The following is a 19,457-nucleotide window of genomic DNA, read 5'->3' on the forward strand; positions in this document are numbered from 1 at the left end:
AAGATGAAACAATTACGAAAAGGTTTTACTTTAACCGAAATGATTATGGCTATCATGCTTATGAGTATGATAGCAGTGATTATTGGCGTTATATTTAATACTATGTTTTCTAGTCGAGAGTTAATCGAGCGCGAAGCTAGTATACAAGCGGAAATGCGAACTTCTATGCAGTATGTGGACCGAACTATTGGTAAGGCGACTTCAGTCTTTATCTTAGATGATAGCAAATACAAAGGTAGTGATAAAGGATTGACTAAGGAGTGGAGCTATATTGGGCTATCTGAAGATGGGAAGAAAGTCAGAAATTATGTTTGGAATAAGGAAAAGCAGGGATGGGATATTAGTGATTTAGGCACTAAATCTTTATATGATATGAAGTTGAATTTAGTTTTCAAGACAGATGAATCATATAAGGATAATCGTTTAGTTAGCTACAATTTAACTGGGAAGTATCCGCATTCGAACAATAAATTTTCTCTTGATACGGCTATTTCAGCACTAAACACCAAGCAAGTTTTTTCTAAAGTTGCTAAAGGGAAAAAAGGGATTGCTCTCGCTTATCGGAATGACCCTATTGAGGGTCAAATGAATGTGGCTATTTCTTTTATATTTGACACCTCGGGCTCTATGAGTAGAACGATGAAGGGTGGTTATTATAATGTAAAAGACGAAGATAGACGATATAGTATTCTTAGAAGAAATACAGAAATGCTGTTAGATGATCTAGCACCTCTAGGAAATGTAAGTGTAAATCTAGTTGAATTCTCAACAACTGGAGCTTATGTCCAAGAAGAATTTTTAGATGTAGCTAGTAAAATGACTGATATTAAAGAAAAAGTTAATAAACTTGGTGCAGCAGGTTATACAAACCCTGGTGATGGTCTTCGCTACGGCTTAGTTAGCCTGCAGAAGAATCCGGCTCAACTTAAATATGCAGTTCTATTGACAGACGGTGTGCCTAATGTTCGTACTATTGCACCAGGACATGGTGAGTATATACATATATATAGGAGTGGTGCGATTATTCCTACAAGTAAAAATAAAATGTATAAAGAGAATTATCCAAATGATAAAGCTATTGGGGGAGGGTATAGTCCCCAAGAGGAAGATTTATCTGATGTTGTTGGGGCGAAAGGTAGTAAAGCTAATCACCACATTGTAGATGGAAATAAAGCTATGCCAGAAGCTGTCGTTTATCCCGGACACGTTGCACAAAAATTTGGAAAGGGCATTAAACGAATTAATGTTTTGGGGTTCTCCGCACTTGATGAGGAAAGAGCTTATGGTAATCAGATGACGGAAGGAATTAAAACGGCAGGAGTTGACGCAACTTATACAGATGTATTAGATTCAGAGGGACTCAAAAAAACATTTTCTGACATAAAAAAGCAGATTGAGCAAGATCTTTGGTTTGTTTCAGGCCCGTAGAAAGGACAAAATATGAAAGGACTTAAAAAACACAAAGGGGTTACCTTGGTTGAAGTTTTAATTTCCCTTGTGTTGATAGGCGTTATTACAGCTGGCCTTTTGACTTTCTTTGCTGGAAGTTTCAATAACATCCTCCGACAAAGAGGGCAGAATACTATTAACTTTGATATTCAGGAATCATTTGAAACAGAGTTGGCAAGGATTAAAAAAGACGGTGGTAGCGGAAAAGATATTGAAACTTTCACATATCGTGTCGGGCAAGGTGGCTCAACGCAAAGTATTGATGTACAAGGGACTAATCTAAGTTATAAAGATAATAAAATAAAAAATATCCATCTTTTTGCTGCTAATGCTAAGGAAAGTGTTCTGGATATTCCAAGTGATTTATCTGTTACTATACCTAATTCTAAAGGCTTCTACTATGTAGGCGAGACCACTCCTGGAGGGATTGCTGGATTGAAAGGTGATCAACAAAATAGTAGGGCTAGGATTTATACGGACTCAGCATGGTTTCTTAGTTATTCAAGTATTAGTGTTGATAATCGTAACATTGTTCCTGTCGGGACGCTTGGTCCAAGCTCTGGTAATACGGTCTCTCAACTCGTACTACCTAAAATGCCAAGTGATTTTCAACAGAAATCGAAACTTCAGAGTGGTGTTAAGATTACCGATGAGATGCGAGGCCGCTACTTGACTTTTGCCGCTCGGGCTGTTAACTCTTATGGGCGGGTTGGTAGTTTCCAAGAAGCAGAGAACAGAATTTGGGTTATGGGGTTGCCTGTAACAAGCAATCTAGATGTGCATACTGATGCAGATTTGGCTATGCTGAAAAGTGATGATAAGACACTTTCAATATTACCGAGTGATGATCAAGTTCAGACTGAAGTAGATATACGTGATTATTTTCATAACACTTCATTTGATAGTATTGATATCCATAATGTACCTGTTCTGAATTATTATGAAGAACGTATCCAACAGGCGCGTCAACTAATTTCACTTCAGGGTACTTATTCAATGGCTTTTAAAGACAAAGATTTCAGAAATGGGAACTCTTATACAACTTCTATGCTGATTGGAAATCGAAAGCAAACGGGTCCTCTTCTAACTTACTTGCTAGATAATAAATTAAGTTGGGGGATTAACTTAGAAGAAGATGGTAGAATTGCTGTTAAAACAGTGGATGATACGGCAGCTAATAATGGTGGTCAGCAGTATGCAAATGCTAAACTAGACTATACAAAGGATAATTCTATTCAGGTACGTAGTTCTGCGGTAAATAATATTCTAAAGCTTGAAATTTTTGTCAATGGAGCTTTGGTCCATACACAGCAGATATTTTTGAAAAATAATGGAGTTGATCACAATGTCGAAAAAAGTCAGATTATATTTGGCGGAGAAACTTTTATAAATGAGTTTGCTATTTATACAACAGCTTTGAGGGATCCGGATATCAATAAATTATCTGAGTATTTCAGTGATAAATATAGAGCGAAATAATTAGGGAAATAGTTTTTAGGAAAAATAAGGGAGATTAGGAGATTATGGCAAAAAATATGTTTTCGTCCAAGGGGCGCAGAAAAGCTTTGGACGAAGAAGATAATGAGAAAAAAGGCTCATTTTTAGGAAAATTAAATAAACCGCTCTTCTCATCAAAAGGGAAACATAAAGAACACTTATCTATTCAAGGGGTTCAGATTAAGTCAGATCGTCAAGAAGACTTTGATGATGAGGAAAAGTCAACAGCAAAAGGGAGCTTCTTAACTAAGCTCAACAAGCCGCTCTTTTCTAAGAATAGTGGCAGTGATGATATGCAGGCTAAGTCTGGTAATCGCTCGCTCTTTGCTAAGAAAGGCAGTGGTGCGGCGAGCCAACCGGTCACTAGAATGCATGCACCTTACACTATGTTTGGTAAACCAATCAAGGGCAATCTGATGGCCATTGACTTCACTGACGAATCAGTCTATCTGGTTGTTGCTAGACAGAAGCGCAATGAGCTGGAGATTATCAAGATGGCATCTGCAAATCTGCCAGAAGGCGTTGTGCTTAACAGTGAGATCGTCGATCCGATTACTCTTAAGAATGTTATCAGCGACTTGATGGAGCAGCATGCGATCACAGCTAAGTATGCATTCTTTGCTCTGGGCAATACCAATATCATTGCCCGTTCGGTTGATGTGGCAGCTAGTGTGCAGAATGATGAAGATATTGAGGGCTTGGTATCTTATGAGCTCCAGCAATATCTGGATATTGATCCGACTTCTTATGTTATCCAGTTCCAAGAGCAGGAGTCCAATTCAGCTTTTCCGCTTGATGAAGATACTCGCTCACTCATGGTCTATGCTGTGCCAAAAGGCGTGGTAGAGCAATATCTGGGCTTGGCTGAGAATTTGAAGCTGACACCTTATGTCTTTGATCTTCAATCTAATACCTTTGAAAAATGGCTGGAGCGCGTTCAGGCAATTAACAATCGTGCCAAGAAGCTGACCAAAGAAAATGTCGGCATGGTACATCTGAGCAAGAGTTTCATCGGCGTCTATCTCTACTCAGAAGGCAAGTTTGTGACAAGCAACTATCTCAACCGTGGCTACAAGGACATCCTAAGCTATGCAGACGATGCTAGTCTTTTACAGAAGCTTCCAGCAGTGGCTTCAGATGATCTGGATACAGGTCTTTTGAAGAGGGCCTTGGATGAGTGGGTGGCTGATGCTAAGAACCACATTCTCAATACTGAAAACTTCTTCAGCGGATCAACCGGTCTCAACATTGACAGTTTCTATGTCTTTGGGGACCAGGACATCTGTTGGCAGTTGGCATCTATTTTGAAGCAGAACATGAATCGGGAATTCATCTCAATTGATAATGTAGATTATGAGAATGTACTGTGGGAAGGTTCTGCCGAGTTTAATGCGGAGTTCATTCCGGCTACAGCCATGTTGATTAGGAGAGCAAACTAATGCGGAGAGATTTAAACTACTTTTCAAAATATCATGTGGCACCGGCTAAGGCCAGTCCACTGAAACTTGCTGCTATTTCCGCTTTTGCTGGGATTGCAGCGATTATGATTGTGCTGATTGGCTTCTTCCAGTTTAGCGCTATGCAGCTCCAAGGCGAGATTGACCGAGCAGAGCAGACGCTCAAGAGTCCAGAAATGGCTCAAGAGCTGAAGGCAGTCTCTGAGACTGAAGATAAGATTGTAACGGTCAAGAATGACGAACTTCTCTTTGGCAGCTTGGAAGGCGACTTCCGCCGCCTGCACCGAGTAAACAAAGCCTTTATGGACTTCCTCAATAAAAATGTGACACGGGACTTGGTCTTTGACGATATCAAGATTAATAACGACAGTGTAGAAATCAATGGCTCTGCCAAAGAGCAACTTTCCATCGCTAAGTTTGAAGAAGAGCTTCGTAAGTCTGAGAAATTTAACCATATTTTTGTGGATAAGATTACTCGCGAGGAAAAAGATAATAATTCAATTTATGAGTTTAACATTAAAATTGTGACGAAGGATGTAGATTTCAATGAAGAACAAAAATGAGAAAGAAAAGAAAAAACTCCTGAGTAATTTGAATGAGCGTGACAAGAGATTGTTGGCCTGTGTCGGAGGAGTAGCGGTACTTGCTGGTGGGGGATATCTAGTATCAAATTCATATACTCGGATGGCTCAGCTGAATGAAGAACACGCAACAATTATGACAGAGCTGGACGGCAAGAATGCCAAGATTAGTCAAAAGAAGTCTCTTACCAAGCAGCTCAAAACTCTGAATGCCAAGACTCTGGATCAAGCTAAAAAATACTATGGTACAACCAATCAAGGGGAGTTCATTTTCCTAATTGACAAATTGGTCAGAGAAAGTGGCATTAAATTCAAGTCTGTCAACTATACTGAAAGCAAAGAGTTGGAACTCCAGCAGGAGGGATTAGCTGCGACCTCATCTAATGGTCAAAACTCCAACTCTTCTGGTACGACTAGCAGTTCAAGCTCAAGTGGAACATCATCGTCATCCAGTACGACCTCTAGCTCGTCAGGTACATCGTCCTCATCGTCAACAAGCAGCAGCTCTTCATCAGATGCCAATACTGCAACGACAACCGCAGCTAGTACAGCGACTTCAGGAAACGGTAAGTACAACAATTCCAATATTACTCAGATGACAGCGGACATTGAATTCGAAGGAACTTATACGCAAGTTTTAAAACTCTTAGAATTAATCGATGGAAATCAACAAAAAATCGTTTCCAGCGAGCTAGAACTAGGTGAAAAGACAAGTTGGTCTTCTATCGAGGAGAATAGGAATCCAGAGCTAGCTACCGGTAAAATCAAACTGCGCTTCTATCAAGTAAAAGATGTTGAGCGCTATGTGACTCCAGAGAGCAATGTCGATAAGACCCCGATTCAGTTTGCTAACTGGGAGTCCCCGTTTGCTGCTCCAGCTTGGCAGAAACCCTTCATGAAAGTGGTATCGTCTAGTAACGGCACGGATGCAAGTGGGAACAATAACACTTTGGGGGCCGCAACAACCAATACAACTAGCAGTGCGACTGCTAAAAACAATACCAATCTAGCTTCGTCTTATCTGGAGCAACTCAGTAATCTAGCTCCGTCTTATCTGGAGCAACTCAGCAATCTGTCCAGTCAGAACGATGGTCTGTCAGCTTATTACAATTCATCAACTATCTACCGCTTCGAATCACCTCTTAAGTTGACTCAGTCAGGCGGCAGCAATCAGTATGATGTGACGGTTGATAACACGGACTTCCTTGAGGGTTCAGGCTCCAATGTGGTTAAGATTCCAGCAACCAAGTCTTCTACCATGTATGAAATGGAATTTGCAGCACCGTATGTATCCTTGAACAATAAGCCGGATGCTATCAGCTTCTCTCTATCTCTGTCTAATCAATGGGCTGGTAAGATTGGCTTGATTGTCAAAAATGCCAGTGGTCAGAAGATTTATCTTCACGTCATTCGTCCCAACAGCTGGACTGGCTGGCGCGAAGTTAGCTTCGATCCTGAAAACATTCCAGGATTCAGCTATCCAATGACTATTGTGGGTTACTACTTCGAAACTCCGAGCGGAGAAAGCCCTGAAACGACTATGAAGCTGGATAACCTATCTGTGAATAACTTGGTAGTTAACTAAAACACTTTGAAAAAATACCAAATAAGTCTAGGGTTTGAAATTTCAAAAGAATGACTAAATTTTTTCTTAAAAAAATGCTAAAAACCAAGTTATTAGACTAGTATTAACAGTGCATTTATAGTAAACTAAAACATAGAGATATTTGAAGTTATAATACAAGCAAACTCAAAATAGACGCCCGAGTCTATTTTGGGTTTTAATGGAGTTTATGGAAAAACAAAATCAAGATTGGTTTTGCATTGAAAAAGTTTAATATCATTTAGAAAGTGGGGGGTGTCGAAAATATTCAAATGGCATATTTTTTACCTTTTGGAGCAGGGCTTATAGCGCTGCATACGATTAGCATTTTATTTGTTTCTAGGATTTCATTAATAAAGCGCCTTTTTCTCGTAGTATGGGTCATGCTATTTGCGATTGGTGCTCCATTCCTCTTTCAACAAGTTCCCGGCATAGCCTTTGTTGGACTCTGTGCTTTGGCTTTGGCAGTCTATATGGTGCTGCTCTTTTCACAGGAGCTAGCTCCAGTCAAGAAGAGAGCAACTGCTTCAGCGCGAAGCAGAAGCCAGAAGCATACCAAGAGCACACGCAAGAAAGCGGAAGCGACGAGCGCAGGCTTGTCATCTGCTAGGGATTTAAACTTATCCAATGCTTCAACCGGTAGGATGAGAAAGGAAAGTAAAGAAAGGGTTCAGGCTGAGGAAAGTCCGGCAAGGCAGAGAGCATCTGCTTCTGGTCGCACCCTAGCAGACCGTTCTATCAAAAAGGATATGACAAGATATGAGAAAGTCAAACCTCTCTACCCTGTTGATAACTTGGCTACAGCTCCTGCCTTTGGAGAATACGAGCCAAACAGTCAGCTAGCGGCAGCTGAGGTCGGTATGGTGGGTATGGACCACAGCTCACAAAAAGCCAATGATGAATTTTTGCAGTCTCTGCTTCATCACCGCAAGGGAGCAACCAAGATTAAGGTGGCCAACTCTCTGATTCAGCCTACTGAAGCAAATGCAGCCGGCAATCAAGGCTATACAGATATAGATGATCCAGCCTTTGAAACAGCTGTTCTGTCTAAGATTAGACCGATGTCCTATACTGAGTCTAGCTATGGCAACTTCAGACCGCAGGCGGTTGAGGTGACAGGTGTTGTTTCTCAAGATGAGGAAGAATTCTTCACTGAGCAAGAACAAGCTCAGCAGCCGGTGGCAGAAGAAGTAGGAGGCAACAGCCTGGAAGATGTTTTTGCTGCTACGGGAGATATCAAACCAGTTAGAGCAGAAGAGTCAAGAGCAGCAAACAGCTTAGAATCTCTCTTCTTTGCTGAGGAGAAAGCTGAGCCAGAGGCTCAGGTGGACTCAGTCTTCAGCCAAGCTAGTGCAGAGCCAGAGTTTTCTGCTTCTGAAGAGTCTATGGTTAGCCGTGATCGCGCTGATATTCAGGGTTATCAAGACATTCTCAGCCAGATTCAGCATGATTTGCTTGGGGCTGAAGAGGAAGATTTGACTGCTGAAGTGGCAGAGGCTTGGGAGGAAGAAGACAATTTCGAACCTGCAGCTGAGACGTTTGAGTTTGAAGAAGCTGCTGAACCAGCTGTTGTTCAATCAGTTTCTGAAGATGTTCTTTGGACACAGGTTGAGCCTGTTCAAGAAGCAGTTGCAGATGAGACAGAAGAAGACCTGCTCAAGGGAATTGCTGACATCCTCAAAGCTGAGGAAGCACAAGTCAAAGCAGCTCCGGTCGTTCCGGCTGCAGATGAAACAGAAGAAGATTTACTTCAGAAAATCACTGACATCCTCAAGGCTGAGGAAGCAGCAGAAGCACAACCAGCTGCAACAACTGCGGGAGATAAAGAAGTCTATTTCCAATTCCTTCTACTGGAAAGTCAGGAATTGTTGGCTTCTAATGCAGTTCTAGAAGCGGCTAGCTACCTGCAGGAAATTGTGCAAGGAAGCTCAGATCAAAATCTTCGTCAAGAAGCGTTCAACATGCTGGACAAAATCGGGAAAAATTAATACTATATAAACATACAATTGATAGTAATCAATTAGAAGGGTTTTAGGGGAAATTATGAAAAGTTGTAAAACAATCACAGGGACCGTTGTCATTGAGATTGAAAAAGGGATGGGACTGGGTGAAGTCCATGAAGTCTTTGTTGACGAGGGAGTCAATCTGACTTTTGTCATTAAGTCAAAACAGTCTGAACAGCCTTTTGCCTTGCTTTCTAGCAAGAACATCCAAGGTATCGGTGACTTTGCGGTCATGGTAGAAAACAGCTCAGTCTTTCAAGAGCTGCAAGAAGCTGACCTAAAGGTCTTGAACGACAAACAGGGCAGTATCTTTGACGAAATTGTCATCACAATTGATGGAAACAAGGTGGGAACTGTTGTTGACTATCATATTGACGAAAAGAATGAAATTGGCTACTTGGTGGTTAATTCTGAAGATACCAGCGAGGAAATTCAGATTCCTAAATCACGCATCTTGATGATTGGTAAAGAGTATATCATCCTCAATGATGAAAAAAAGACAGCTCCTCATCTTGAAGCAGATGTAGAGATGGGCCGTCTGGCTGTAGCAGATCTGCTCCATGAGACTGAAGCTGCAAAACCTGCCGAAAAAATTGAAGAAGTAGTCGCTGAAGCGCCTGTATTCGAGCCAGTTGTAGATGAAAAAGCAGATGTAAAAGAAGAAGCTGCGACAGATTTGACAGAAGCTTTGGCTGCTGTGGGTCTGGGTAATGCTGCTTCTGACTTGGAATTTTCTGAAGCAGTCGTAGAGACAGTAGAAGAGCCAGAAGTCCAAGACTTGGTACAAGAAACAACAGCTCCAGCTGAAGAAGAAGTTGAAGAAACAGATGCAGCGCTGAGTCTAGATGCTGCTTTGGAAGAAGTATTGGCAGCTCCCGCTGAGGAAGTGGAATCAACAGTCAGCACAGCGCCAGTTGCTGAGGAAGACTCTGCAGCAAAGAAAGCTGTTAATGACTTTATCGATCAGCAAAAACGTCTTCTGGTAGGGAAAACACTGCAAAAAGACCTTGTTAATGCAGATGGAGGAGTTATCCTGAACGCTGGAGATACTGTTTCAGATGACATCATTGATTTTCTTCGTCGTATCGACCGTAAATTCCTTATCCGCTTAGCTGAATGCGTAGTATAAGGTTGGGATGAGATTCATGTCAAGAAGAAAAAGAAAGGTTTCATCAAAATATCAAAAACTACTTCCAGCAGCGACACTTGCTGCCTTTCTGCTGGGTAGTTTATTTTATGTCATTTTTGTCTTTAATCCAACGATTGACCTGAGTATCAATGGCCGCCCCTCTATGAAGGTTCGCTCTCGGAGCGAAGCTGAGATTGAAGTTTACAGAGAACTGCCCTATAAGGCTACATTTCAGCTGACTACGGGGCAACACTTCTCTGTAGATATGCGCTTTTTAGGACTGAGCTATTTCACAGAAGAAGAGCTTAAGCGGCTGGATAATATCTCGGCCAAGACAGTTTGGGATAAGTTTACACCGTTTTTCGATACCAAGGAAAACCTGCAGATTTCCATCTATCCCAATCGACTCTTTTGGCTCAGACCTTTAAATGATGTCTTGGCTGCCCATCCTGATGTTCTCAGTCAGCTTCCAACGACCAATCATCTGGTCATGGACGGTGAGTCTAATGTAAAGGTGGGAGACAAGTCTAATGGCTATAAGATTGACCCTGCTGCTTTTATCCAAGCATCTGAGGAGATTGCCAAGACTGGTAAATTTGATGATGTCAAGGTTGAGAGCACGCCTGTCGAAGCAGAAGATCAGAGTGAGCTTCTGAGCCAATATACGCACTTTATAGAGCGTAAGGAAGTACCACTGCCGACCAACGCTGCCCAAGCTCAAAACATGAAGACAGCTTTTTACAAGCTGCAGAATGTTTACTTGGCTCCTGGTGAGACCAAGTCTATCTCAGAATTACTGGGCGCTTTGAATGCGGAGTCTGGCTATCTGCCAGTCAAGGGCAAGGATAATAAAGAAGTTTACGGTCAGGGTGCTGAGCAGATTGTAGATGCCATTCAGCAGCTCGCCTTTTCACGGACCAATGTTATTTCCTATCGAGGACAGTATTTCAACATCGGAACGCCGGCTGAAGGTTTGACCGAATTGACCATTCAAAACAATACAGAAACAGATATGGTGTTTTCATTAAGCTTGGAGGAGGGGCAAGTATCCATCATTCTGGCATCTAAGTGATACTCAAGGGAAGTCGAAGTTTGACATCGTCACCTGAGATTTTCAAAGAGTATAAAAAGGGAAAAATTATGATTGCAAGTTTAGTATTTATATTAGGTGTCGTATTTGGGAGCTTTTTCAATGTCGTCATCTACCGTGTGCCACTGGAAAAGAGCATTGCCAAAGGTCGGTCTATGTGCCCGTCCTGCGGTCATGTCTTGACTTCGGTGGAGCTGATTCCGGTTGTGTCGATTATCATGCAAGGCTTTAAATGCAAGCACTGCAAGGAGCCGATTTCACCGCGCTATCTCATTGTGGAGCTCCTGACGGGTCTGCTCTGGCTGGCCTCTTATCTGATTTTTCAAGATCAGGGGCCATGGATGGTTGTTTCAGCCTGCCTCTTGGTGTCGCTTTGTCTCATTATCGGTTATATCGATTTTGATACTCAATACATCTCGGACTCGGTTCTGCTGGTTTTCTGGCTGGGACGTATGGCTGTTACGTTTTTTACCAATGAGTTCAATTGGGAACTACTCCTTTCGCTGTTAGTCGGCGCTGGTCTCTACTCTCTCATTTATTTTGGGGCCAAGGCTTATTACAAGAAAGAAGCTTTCGGGATGGGAGATATTCTCTACCTAGCAGCCCTGAGCAGTTGGTTTAGCCCCTTGAATACGCTGATTTTGGGATATGGTTCTTTCTTTGTGGCTGGAGCGATTCTCTTAATCGCAACCATCTTTAAGAAATTCAAATTTAAGTTGAAAGAAGAAGTCCCTTTTGGTCCTGCTATGAGTATCATGGCGGTCATCCTATATTTCTGGGGAGGAATCTAGGAAACCAAAAGCGACAATAGAAATGGATAAAAAAATGTTTAGGAAGAAAAAAGTTATCATAGCATTAGCGACAGCTACTGTCCTTTCAGGCAGTGTGCTGTCTGTCAGCCGCCTAGCGGCAAATGAAAAGGCCAGTCTGGATCCGTCTTTAGTTCAGGTGTCAGATCAGTTTCAGGCCAAGAAAACAGGAGCAGTCGTCTTTTCAGAAGATGTAACAGTGCCAAGCACAGTGTCAGCCGATTTCATTGATAGTCGTCTGGCTGGCACACCGATGGCTGGATTGGGAAAAGCTTTCAAAAAAGCAGAGAAAGATCATGGAGTTAATGCAATTTTTCTCGTAGGGCTGGCTATTCACGAATCGGATTACGGCCGCAGTCAGATTGCTCAGGCCAAGCACAACTTGTTTGGTTTCATGGCTTATGACTCCAGTCCTTTTTCCAGTGCAGGAAATTTCGCAACATTTGACGATGGTATAGATACAGTGGCCCGCTATCTCAGCGAGCACTATCTCAAACCTGGCGGTCAGTTCTACAATGGTAAGAGCATGGCTGCTATCAATGTAAGATACGCATCTGACAAAACTTGGTCAAGCAAGATTATGATTCGTATTCGAAATTTTTTGAAAAAAGGTTAAGGAGGCTGGGACAATCGTGTCTCAGCTTGCTTTATTATAGAAAGAATTTCTTTTGGTGAGGCGACTGACGGGTTTTTTCTTGCTCTCTGGGGCTCTAAAAATTCCTAATCATCCTCTCGGGACTAAAAAATCAAAAAATTGCTTCTGCGACATCTACATCGTCTTTTATGGCGAAAAATGACTTAATTAGGGGATTTATGAAAAGAAAGTTTGACGTAAGCGATGTGTTAAAGGAAGCCTGGGGACTGACTGTTGATTACTTTTTTGTATGGACAGCAGGGCTAGCTATCATTCAACTGCCATTTTTTATTCTAGGGCTGTTAATTCTATTTTTTTCTCCATTGACTTCTACATTTGTTCCAAGTATGATTTTCTTTGGATTTCTATGTTCTTTTGTGATTTCTTATATCCATAAGTTTTCCTTGACCATGGTTCGTAATCCGCGGATGGTGCGGCGAAACTTCTGGAGGGCTGTTGGCTACAGTATTTCTGATGGCTTTCTTGGGCGTTTGCTTTCTATGTCTATTTATGTCTTCATCTTTTTCTTGGCTATATTACTTCTTTTTGTATACTTTTATAATGTCTTGATGCCAGATGCAAATTTTCGAGAGAATATGGGAACTTGGATGATTTGGGTTGCAAATAACCAAGAGAAGATGGCTAGTATGCTCTTCCTGCTTTTTTTGATAGCACCAATGTTTAACTTGGTATTCCATTTGTTTTACAGTTATTTTATCGTCTCTCACTTCTTCTTATTGCCTTATATTATTCAAGATACCAACTCCTCTGATAACCTATTGCGTCCTCTGTCAGCCTTTGGCAGCTTGGGCAAGTCCTTTTCTTGTATGAATGGTCAGAGAGGGCGTTACTTACTGGTAGAGCTTGTCTTAAAGCTTATTCCTGTAGTATTGGGTCTGATAGAAGTTTTGAGTTTACTTTTTAGTGCTGGTGTGTCTAATATTGTGGGAATGATTGTTAGTATGATAAATGGCTTTTTGCTGATTTATGCCTTTGCAGCCCGCTCGGTTATGGCTGACATCCTGATGTCTTATGATCGGGAAATAGTTAATTTTGGAGATTAATATTTATGAAAAAATTAGAAAGGGTTTTAGGATTTAGGATAATGAACGATGAATGATGTAAAAGTAACAAGGGTTTTCAGAGAAGCTTGGATTTTTGTTACAGAATATTATTTTGTTTGGCTGAAAGGCCTTTTGCTGGTAGGAATCCCGCTTGCAGTGCTGGGCTGGTTTCTTTTTCCGCTGGTTTCGAGTTGGTCTTACCGGTCCATTTTAGTCTTGACCTGTTTGGCATTTATAATTGCCTTCGGTTTTGCTTATGTCAATAAATTTGCCTTGACAGTGATACGAAATCCGCAGATGGTTAAGCTCTATTTTGGTTATGCGGTTTGGTATAGTATTTCAGATGGCTTGCTTACTCGCCTCTTTTATTCCTTCATTGTCAGTGCAGTCCAAGTCCTGATTCTGTACATGGGTTGGTCGGCAATCGGCATCAATCTTGGGGTGGCTAGTCTCTTTGCCTTTTATCGGAGAGCAGTAAGTCCAGAGGCCATTGTGATTTTCCAGTTTCTCTTTCCTTTCTTGTTCATGGTCTTTTACCTGCTCTTCACTTATCTGGTTGATTCGCACTTCTTTTTGCTGTCCTATATCATTCAGGATACTAGCTCCAGAGACAATCTGGCCAAGCCGCTTTCTTTCTATGGCTGTTTGAGAAAGTCAGTCCTGTTGATGAAGGAGCGCAGGGGTCGTTATGTTCTGCTCAGCTTTTTTCTAGCTTCTTTTGGTGGGCTGATTGGCTTGGGTACTCATCTCCTGATGGATCTGATAAGGCAGTATATTGGTCCCTTGCTGGGGGAACTGGATGATTTACTTGGCCTGATCCAGATGATTCCTGTCCTAGTTTTCAGTAGCTTTTACTGTGTATTTGTTCTGGTTGTTCGGACGATTTTTGCCGATACTCTGATGGAAAATGATGTAGAAGTGGTGGATTTTGGTGATTAGTTTAGGAAGTTGCAAGACCAGACAATACTTGATAGAAACAAGAGGAAGGATATGAAATCAGTAACAAGAATTTTAATAACAGCTTTGGTGTTAACTGGGATTGGCTTTATCCCCCTGCCTTATCAAGTGGAGACCTTGAGACCGGCTCTGAATGCCAAAGACTTTGTCCAAGTTCAAGGAGGAACTAGTCAAGGAAAAGGTCAAATCTATGTCATGGCTGTCGGTGTTTCCGATGCCCGGGTGTTCAGTCTCTTTTTGACTTTGCTGCCTAATTACAGGCTAGAAACAGAGTATGTCTCTGTACCTGAAAACTATTTCGATAAGGAGAAGGGACGGGAAGAGCGAGAGAACAGCACTATGGGGTCTTCCCATCTCAATGCCTTGCAGGTAGCTTATCAAGCATCCGGTCATACTGTTGAGATTAGACATAAAGAGATTTTTGTGGATGTTGTCAGCCAAGAGACGCCGTTAGCTCAGGAGCTGCAGAAAGGCGATGTGATTTTAAAGATTGACAATCAGAATTACACTAGTCCATACGATATTGTCGATCAGATGGAGCAACGGCCAGTTGGCGATGTGGTATCAATTGAGTACAGCCGTAATGGTGTAATCGGTTTGGCTAGCGGTCCTGTGATTGTGGATGAGACAACTGGTAAGCCTGGTTTGGGGATTGCATTGGGTTCTAAAGCCAGTGTTGCCATGAATCCTCTGACAAAGTTTAAGAGCAACGGTGTAGCAGGCCCCTCTGGTGGACTCATGTTCAGTTTGGAGCTGTACAATCAGCTCGTTTCTGAAGACATTACCAAAGGAAAAGCTATTGCTGGTACTGGAACGATTGACCACAAGGGAAATGTTGGCCGGATTGGCGGGATAGAGATGAAGGTCATGGCTGCCGATAAGGCAGGCGCTGAGATTTTCTTTGTTCCTGATGATACCATTGACGCTGATATTGCCCAGTACAATCCCAAGCTGCGCTCTAATTACCATGAGGCACTTCGTGCTTCTATCAAAATCAAGAGTAAAATGAAAATCGTCCCTGTCAAAACCTTCAACGAAGCTTTGAACTATCTCAGAGAGATGGAATAAGAGACTTTACTACTCTATGAATAGTCAATAGAAACACAAGCTCTTGCTAGTTATTTATCTGGCGAGGGCTTTTATTATAGAATTTTTTCAAATAATTGCCACCTTGACACATAAATTCTTGCTTTCCAAATTGAATTGTGATATATTTATAACATAAAGAGTGTTAAATATTTCTAATACAAGGAAAGGAGTCTATCATGAAAAAAAGTCAAAAAATGGGTGGTCTCATTGCGATGACTGCCGCAGCTCTCTTTATTGATTTTACTGTTTTATTTGTTTCTAATCTTAGTTGGGGGCCCAAGTTGATTATTGTTGGTATTTCAGTATTAGGTCAGATTGTAGCTATTTGGGGCTGGCTGCATATGAAACCATGGCCGGGGAAGACTCAAGAGATTAAGGAAAAGCAAGTATATAATCTAACCATGAAATTTTATAATGTACTTACTCTTATAGCAACCTCTATCTATACTGTCGGAATCGGGTTGTCGACTCCAAACACCAATCCGCCCTTTATAAAATACATTGCTTTGGGAGGTCTCCTCGCTATCCAGCTTCTCTTTCTTCTGTTCTTTTCTTTGAAAAAAATCAAAGAGAGAGCGGATGAACGCTTTTATGCTAACCTGGCCAAAGCAGCTACTTTGATGTTTGCCATCTGTATAGCAACTTTACTGGTTCTTGCAGGTATGAGTGCTATTTTAGGATCGATTAGAATCAACGCTGGAATATTTTTTATCATAATTGGTATATTGGTTCTGATGTTTGGTTTTGTCTTCTTTCTATTTGAGAAGGGAGAATAACCATGGCCAAAGAAAGCAAGATTATCACTAATCTCAAATCCGTTCGTGAGTCTATGGGTATGACTCAGCAGGAGCTAGCCGACCGCATCGGCATGCGGCGCGAGACAATTCTGCACTTGGAAAATAACCGCTACAATCCTTCGCTGGAAATGGCTCTCAAAATTGCTCAAGTCTTCAATCTGAAAGTAGAAGACCTCTTTGAACTTAGGCAGAAAAAGGAGGCATAGTTCTTTTCGAGACCTGCTAGTGACATAAATGAGAATACTCTAGACAGTTTGCTGCCTAGAGTATTCTATTTGTAAATGAATTATCGTTTTTATCTTTTTCCAATAAATGCTATAATATGAGCAAGTATGTAGATTATAGAGGTATTAGTTTGGAAAATTTTGTTTATATCATTTCGGGACCTCCAGATGTTGGGAAAAGCAGTGTCAGTAAAGAATTAGCCTATTCTTTTGACCATAGTGCTGTGATAGAAGGCGACATGATTTATTTAATGGTTAAAAGCGGCTTAGTAGCACCTTGGGAAGACGATGGCTACTATATGGATTTATTCTGGGACAATATCATTAGCCTTACCAGTAATTTACTTGATAGAGGAACTACAGTCATCATAGAATATGTCATCTTTGAGGAACAAATCAAAAAAATTACAGATTTTTTAAAGGCTAGACAAACAAGATTAAAATACTGTGTATTGCTGGCAGAAGAAGAAAGGCTTAAAGAAAGAGATTTATCCAGAGAGGAAGTAGAAAGAACGGATGACTTATCGATCAAGTCTAGAAATGAATTTCTAGCTAAAAATATTAATCCAGACTATTTACTTTATACGGATCATTTAGATATCAAAGAAACTGTGAATCTCATAAAAACAGAAGATCGATTTTTTGTTTAAATGTCAATAAAAGAAAAAAGCCTTTGAAATCAACGTTTCAAAGGCTTTTCTTTATCTCAATTATTTCACTTCTGTAATGGTTAAGTATTTCTATTTTAGCTGTTATAAACCTTATTGTATCAATGTTTATTGATAGTTGCTTAATAAAAGGTAGAGTGAATGGTAGAGTAGTTATTGCGTTAGTTCAGCAATCTTATCGAGATAAAGATTGACAGCTTCTAACTTTCTTTGCGGTGCTAACTCGGTGTATGTATCCATTGTTGTTGAAATTGATTTATCTTTTTTGATTTTTTAATGACCTTTTTGCCATTATGGATAATTGTTTCAGTTTCATCAGAAATCAAAAATTTTTTTCTTTGAATATTGAAATTTGCGACTGTCTTGGAAAGTCTAAGACAGTCTAAGACAGCTAGATTGTATTAAAATTAAGTCATCATCCGACAAAGAATTCATTCTTTTATTTACAGTTTCCAAATCTCTAAATAAAATAGAGCCGAAGCAGTGGTAAAACATATTTTCAACAAGCTTAGCAATATCTCCAAAAATAATTTCTTTATAGTCTAAGTCGGTTTGAGTATTCAAATAAAGCAATATTGAAGCAGTAACTTGTCGCTTTCCCTTTTCAACTTGGCTAACTTGACCTGCATTACCTAGGTCGCTTTGCTTTAAATTATACTTTTTTCTTAAACATTTGATACGAGTAGGTATTTCTTGTGAGTAATTTTCATCAAAAAATTTCTTAGATAAGTCCTATATATATAATCATGGTAAAGTAGTAAAAATAGTTGTTATCCTAGTTGATTAAAAAAATCTCTGATTTCCTCATCTTTTATAAAATAATATATAATTTTCCCCTCTCTTCTAGTGTCCAAAATGTTTTGATTGGCTAGTTTACGAAGATGGTGGGATGCAGATGCCATACTGAGATCTAGTAAAAAGGCTATATCACAGACACAGAGTTCTTCAACAGCAAGGAGATAAAAGATGATATTTATCTGTTTATTATCGGTAAACTTTGTTAAAATGCGAAGTGATTTTTGGATTTTTTCCTTTTCAAGGTAGTTCATTGCGGTTGTAACATTTTGTTGATTTATAATATTCACTTGGCAGATACTATCTTTTTTCATAATATTTTCTCCTAGCTTAACACAGTCCACAGCATGTTAAAACTGTTGTTTTCAATCAGGATATATATCCCCAATCCTAAATAAACAACGGCAATAAACCATCTGCTATATTTTTCCAAGGTTTCTCCAATAGAAGGGACTTGTGCCAATTTTTGGGCAGAAAAAACCAAGAGATAAATCATGACTAGAAAGGTAAATAAAGCTACTATCAAATTCGCTAAATTTAAGGTGGTAAAATATGGGACAAAGACACCAATATTGTCAGCGCCACAACTTGCAAAAGTAATCATAGCGACTAGAAAAATCAGGTTTTTATTGTCTTTTCGCAAACCATCTTTTGCAATAGCATCTCCATCAGAATCTCCTAAAAGCAAAACTTTGAGGCCTAGGAAAATAGGAATCAAACCGAGCAAACCTAAAATCTCTTTACTAGGAATATAATTTAAGATAAATGCAAAAAGCAAACTTAGCAATATTAGACTAACAGAGCCTAGAAATTGTCCTAAATAGATGTTAATGATGTCTTTTCTGCTTTTTCTTTTGGCAAAAAATAACATTAGGATAATAAGTAAGTCTACGGCTGTCCCAGAATACAGGATTATTGAAGTAACAACATTTTGAATCATAAAACACCTCATTCAAATATATTTTTGAATGTATTCTAACATTAAACTTTTTAGATGTCAACTTAAAATCCACCAAAATATAGATAAGAAGTTAGTGTACCAAATATTAAAAAGCCCTGCCATCGAAATGATAGCAGGGCTTAACTTCAATATCCAGATGATATATTTATCTAAAAAAGGTAGAGTAAAAGGTAGAGTTTCTATTGATTTGTAGTGCGATATAATGAGTTTCAAAAAATCAAAAATCGCTTAAAATCAATATTTTGACGTCTATTGACGTGTACTGAAACCCTTACTTAACTTCTGTAAACACAACGTGCTTGCGAAGTTTTGGTGAGTATTTCTTCAATTGAAGACGGTCTGGTGTGTTGCGTTTGTTTTTAGAAGTAAGGTACAAGCGTTCACCAGATTCTTTGTGTTCAAGTGTAATATTTACGCGCATGGTAGCTCCCTTCTATTATTCTGCTGCAGCAGCTTTGGCAATCTTACGGCCCTTGTAGTATCCTTTAAGGGATACACGGTGAGAGCGTGAGTAATCACCAGTAGTTTCGTCAAAAGTTACAGTTGGAGCTGTCACTTTGTAGTGAGTGCGGCGTTTGTTTTTCTTCGCTTTGGAAGTGCGACGTGCAGGTACTGCCATTGTTTGTTTCTCCTTTTAGATTATGAATTCG

General features: G+C 40.2%; 21 protein-coding genes and 1 pseudogene. 17 read left to right on the forward strand and 5 right to left on the reverse strand.

Annotated elements, in window-relative coordinates:
- The first annotated feature begins 3 nt into the window (after nt 1-3).
- The 16 genes from MK370_RS10430 to MK370_RS10505 all read left to right on the forward strand — a co-directional run bounded on the left by MK370_RS10430 (nt 4) and on the right by MK370_RS10505 (nt 17,033).
- The gene (locus MK370_RS10430) at nt 4-1,428 is read left to right on the forward strand and encodes a prepilin-type N-terminal cleavage/methylation domain-containing protein (RefSeq protein WP_268685189.1); all 1,425 of its coding nucleotides are present in this window, start codon (nt 4-6) and stop codon (nt 1,426-1,428) included.
- Between the two features lie 12 nt (nt 1,429-1,440).
- Nucleotides 1,441-2,928 carry a type II secretion system protein gene (locus MK370_RS10435; protein ID WP_268685190.1) on the forward strand — a complete coding sequence of 496 codons (1,488 nt, stop codon included), beginning with the start codon at nt 1,441-1,443 and terminating at the stop codon, nt 2,926-2,928.
- A 44-nt stretch (nt 2,929-2,972) separates the two neighbouring features.
- Entirely contained in the window at nt 2,973-4,385 is a 1,413-nt protein-coding gene (pilM, locus tag MK370_RS10440; protein WP_268685191.1) for a pilus assembly protein PilM, read from the forward strand.
- A complete protein-coding gene (locus MK370_RS10445; RefSeq protein ID WP_268685192.1) occupies nt 4,385-4,966 on the forward strand; it encodes a PilN domain-containing protein in 582 nt (193 codons plus the stop codon). Before pilM ends, MK370_RS10445 begins: the two co-directional genes overlap by 1 nt.
- Nucleotides 4,950-6,569 (forward strand): hypothetical protein, encoded by a 1,620-nt coding sequence (locus MK370_RS10450; protein ID WP_268685193.1) that lies wholly within the window; start codon nt 4,950-4,952, stop codon nt 6,567-6,569. The genes MK370_RS10445 and MK370_RS10450 overlap by 17 nt, the downstream gene beginning before the upstream one ends.
- Before the next feature lie 290 nt (nt 6,570-6,859).
- Nucleotides 6,860-8,575, forward strand: coding sequence for an SSA_2305 family type IV pilus system protein (locus tag MK370_RS10455; RefSeq protein ID WP_419153003.1), 1,716 nt, complete (start codon nt 6,860-6,862; stop codon nt 8,573-8,575).
- Between the two features lie 55 nt (nt 8,576-8,630).
- The gene (locus MK370_RS10460) at nt 8,631-9,719 is read left to right on the forward strand and encodes a PRC-barrel domain-containing protein (RefSeq protein ID WP_268685195.1); all 1,089 of its coding nucleotides are present in this window, start codon (nt 8,631-8,633) and stop codon (nt 9,717-9,719) included.
- Between the two features lie 7 nt (nt 9,720-9,726).
- Entirely contained in the window at nt 9,727-10,791 is a 1,065-nt protein-coding gene (locus MK370_RS10465; RefSeq protein WP_268685196.1) for a VanW family protein, read from the forward strand.
- Nucleotides 10,788-11,600, forward strand: coding sequence for a prepilin peptidase (locus tag MK370_RS10470; RefSeq protein WP_268685197.1), 813 nt, complete (start codon nt 10,788-10,790; stop codon nt 11,598-11,600). The genes MK370_RS10465 and MK370_RS10470 overlap by 4 nt, the downstream gene beginning before the upstream one ends.
- Before the next feature lie 34 nt (nt 11,601-11,634).
- Nucleotides 11,635-12,234, forward strand: coding sequence for a glucosaminidase domain-containing protein (locus tag MK370_RS10475; RefSeq protein WP_268685198.1), 600 nt, complete (start codon nt 11,635-11,637; stop codon nt 12,232-12,234).
- A 167-nt stretch (nt 12,235-12,401) separates the two neighbouring features.
- On the forward strand, nt 12,402-13,316 hold the full coding sequence (locus tag MK370_RS10480) for a hypothetical protein (RefSeq protein ID WP_268685199.1): 915 nt from the start codon (nt 12,402-12,404) through the stop codon (nt 13,314-13,316).
- A gap of 48 nt (nt 13,317-13,364) precedes the next feature.
- Nucleotides 13,365-14,255: a hypothetical protein gene (locus tag MK370_RS10485; protein ID WP_268685200.1), complete on the forward strand. Its 891-nt coding sequence runs from the start codon at nt 13,365-13,367 to the stop codon at nt 14,253-14,255.
- Between the two features lie 51 nt (nt 14,256-14,306).
- A complete protein-coding gene (locus MK370_RS10490) occupies nt 14,307-15,341 on the forward strand; it encodes a SepM family pheromone-processing serine protease (protein ID WP_268685201.1) in 1,035 nt (344 codons plus the stop codon).
- A 197-nt stretch (nt 15,342-15,538) separates the two neighbouring features.
- Entirely contained in the window at nt 15,539-16,138 is a 600-nt protein-coding gene (locus MK370_RS10495; protein WP_268685202.1) for a DUF3796 domain-containing protein, read from the forward strand.
- Nucleotides 16,139-16,140: 2 nt separating this feature from the next.
- The gene (locus tag MK370_RS10500) at nt 16,141-16,365 is read left to right on the forward strand and encodes a helix-turn-helix transcriptional regulator (protein WP_268685203.1); all 225 of its coding nucleotides are present in this window, start codon (nt 16,141-16,143) and stop codon (nt 16,363-16,365) included.
- 149 nt (nt 16,366-16,514) lie between these two features.
- Complete coding sequence (locus MK370_RS10505; protein WP_268685204.1) at nt 16,515-17,033, forward strand: AAA family ATPase; 519 nt, start codon at nt 16,515-16,517, stop codon at nt 17,031-17,033.
- A gap of 323 nt (nt 17,034-17,356) precedes the next feature.
- Here MK370_RS10505 and MK370_RS10510 read toward each other — a convergent pair.
- The 3 genes and pseudogenes from MK370_RS10510 to MK370_RS10520 form a co-directional block, all read right to left on the reverse strand.
- Nucleotides 17,357-17,741, reverse strand: a pseudogene (locus MK370_RS10510) (XRE family transcriptional regulator); the annotation flags it as partial.
- 80 nt (nt 17,742-17,821) lie between these two features.
- Complete coding sequence (gene cadX, locus MK370_RS10515) at nt 17,822-18,160, reverse strand: Cd(II)/Zn(II)-sensing metalloregulatory transcriptional regulator CadX (protein WP_268685205.1); 339 nt, start codon at nt 18,158-18,160, stop codon at nt 17,822-17,824.
- A gap of 11 nt (nt 18,161-18,171) precedes the next feature.
- Nucleotides 18,172-18,786 carry a CadD family cadmium resistance transporter gene (locus tag MK370_RS10520; RefSeq protein ID WP_326845093.1) on the reverse strand — a complete coding sequence of 205 codons (615 nt, stop codon included), beginning with the start codon at nt 18,784-18,786 and terminating at the stop codon, nt 18,172-18,174.
- Between the two features lie 28 nt (nt 18,787-18,814).
- On the opposite strand from MK370_RS10520, the gene MK370_RS10525 reads away from it, so the two are divergent.
- The gene (locus tag MK370_RS10525) at nt 18,815-19,000 is read left to right on the forward strand and encodes a hypothetical protein (RefSeq protein ID WP_022525671.1); all 186 of its coding nucleotides are present in this window, start codon (nt 18,815-18,817) and stop codon (nt 18,998-19,000) included.
- A 78-nt stretch (nt 19,001-19,078) separates the two neighbouring features.
- Here MK370_RS10525 and rpmG read toward each other — a convergent pair whose 3' ends face one another.
- Entirely contained in the window at nt 19,079-19,228 is a 150-nt protein-coding gene (gene rpmG / locus MK370_RS10530; RefSeq protein WP_001265622.1) for a 50S ribosomal protein L33, read from the reverse strand.
- A 15-nt stretch (nt 19,229-19,243) separates the two neighbouring features.
- Nucleotides 19,244-19,426, reverse strand: a complete 183-nt coding sequence (rpmF, locus tag MK370_RS10535) for a 50S ribosomal protein L32 (RefSeq protein ID WP_002894148.1) — start codon at nt 19,424-19,426, stop codon at nt 19,244-19,246.
- Nucleotides 19,427-19,457 lie beyond the last annotated feature (31 nt).

Origin of the sequence: Streptococcus sanguinis (assembly GCF_026781265.1) — a bacterium.
Classification (GTDB): Bacteria; Bacillota; Bacilli; order Lactobacillales; family Streptococcaceae; genus Streptococcus; species Streptococcus sanguinis_T.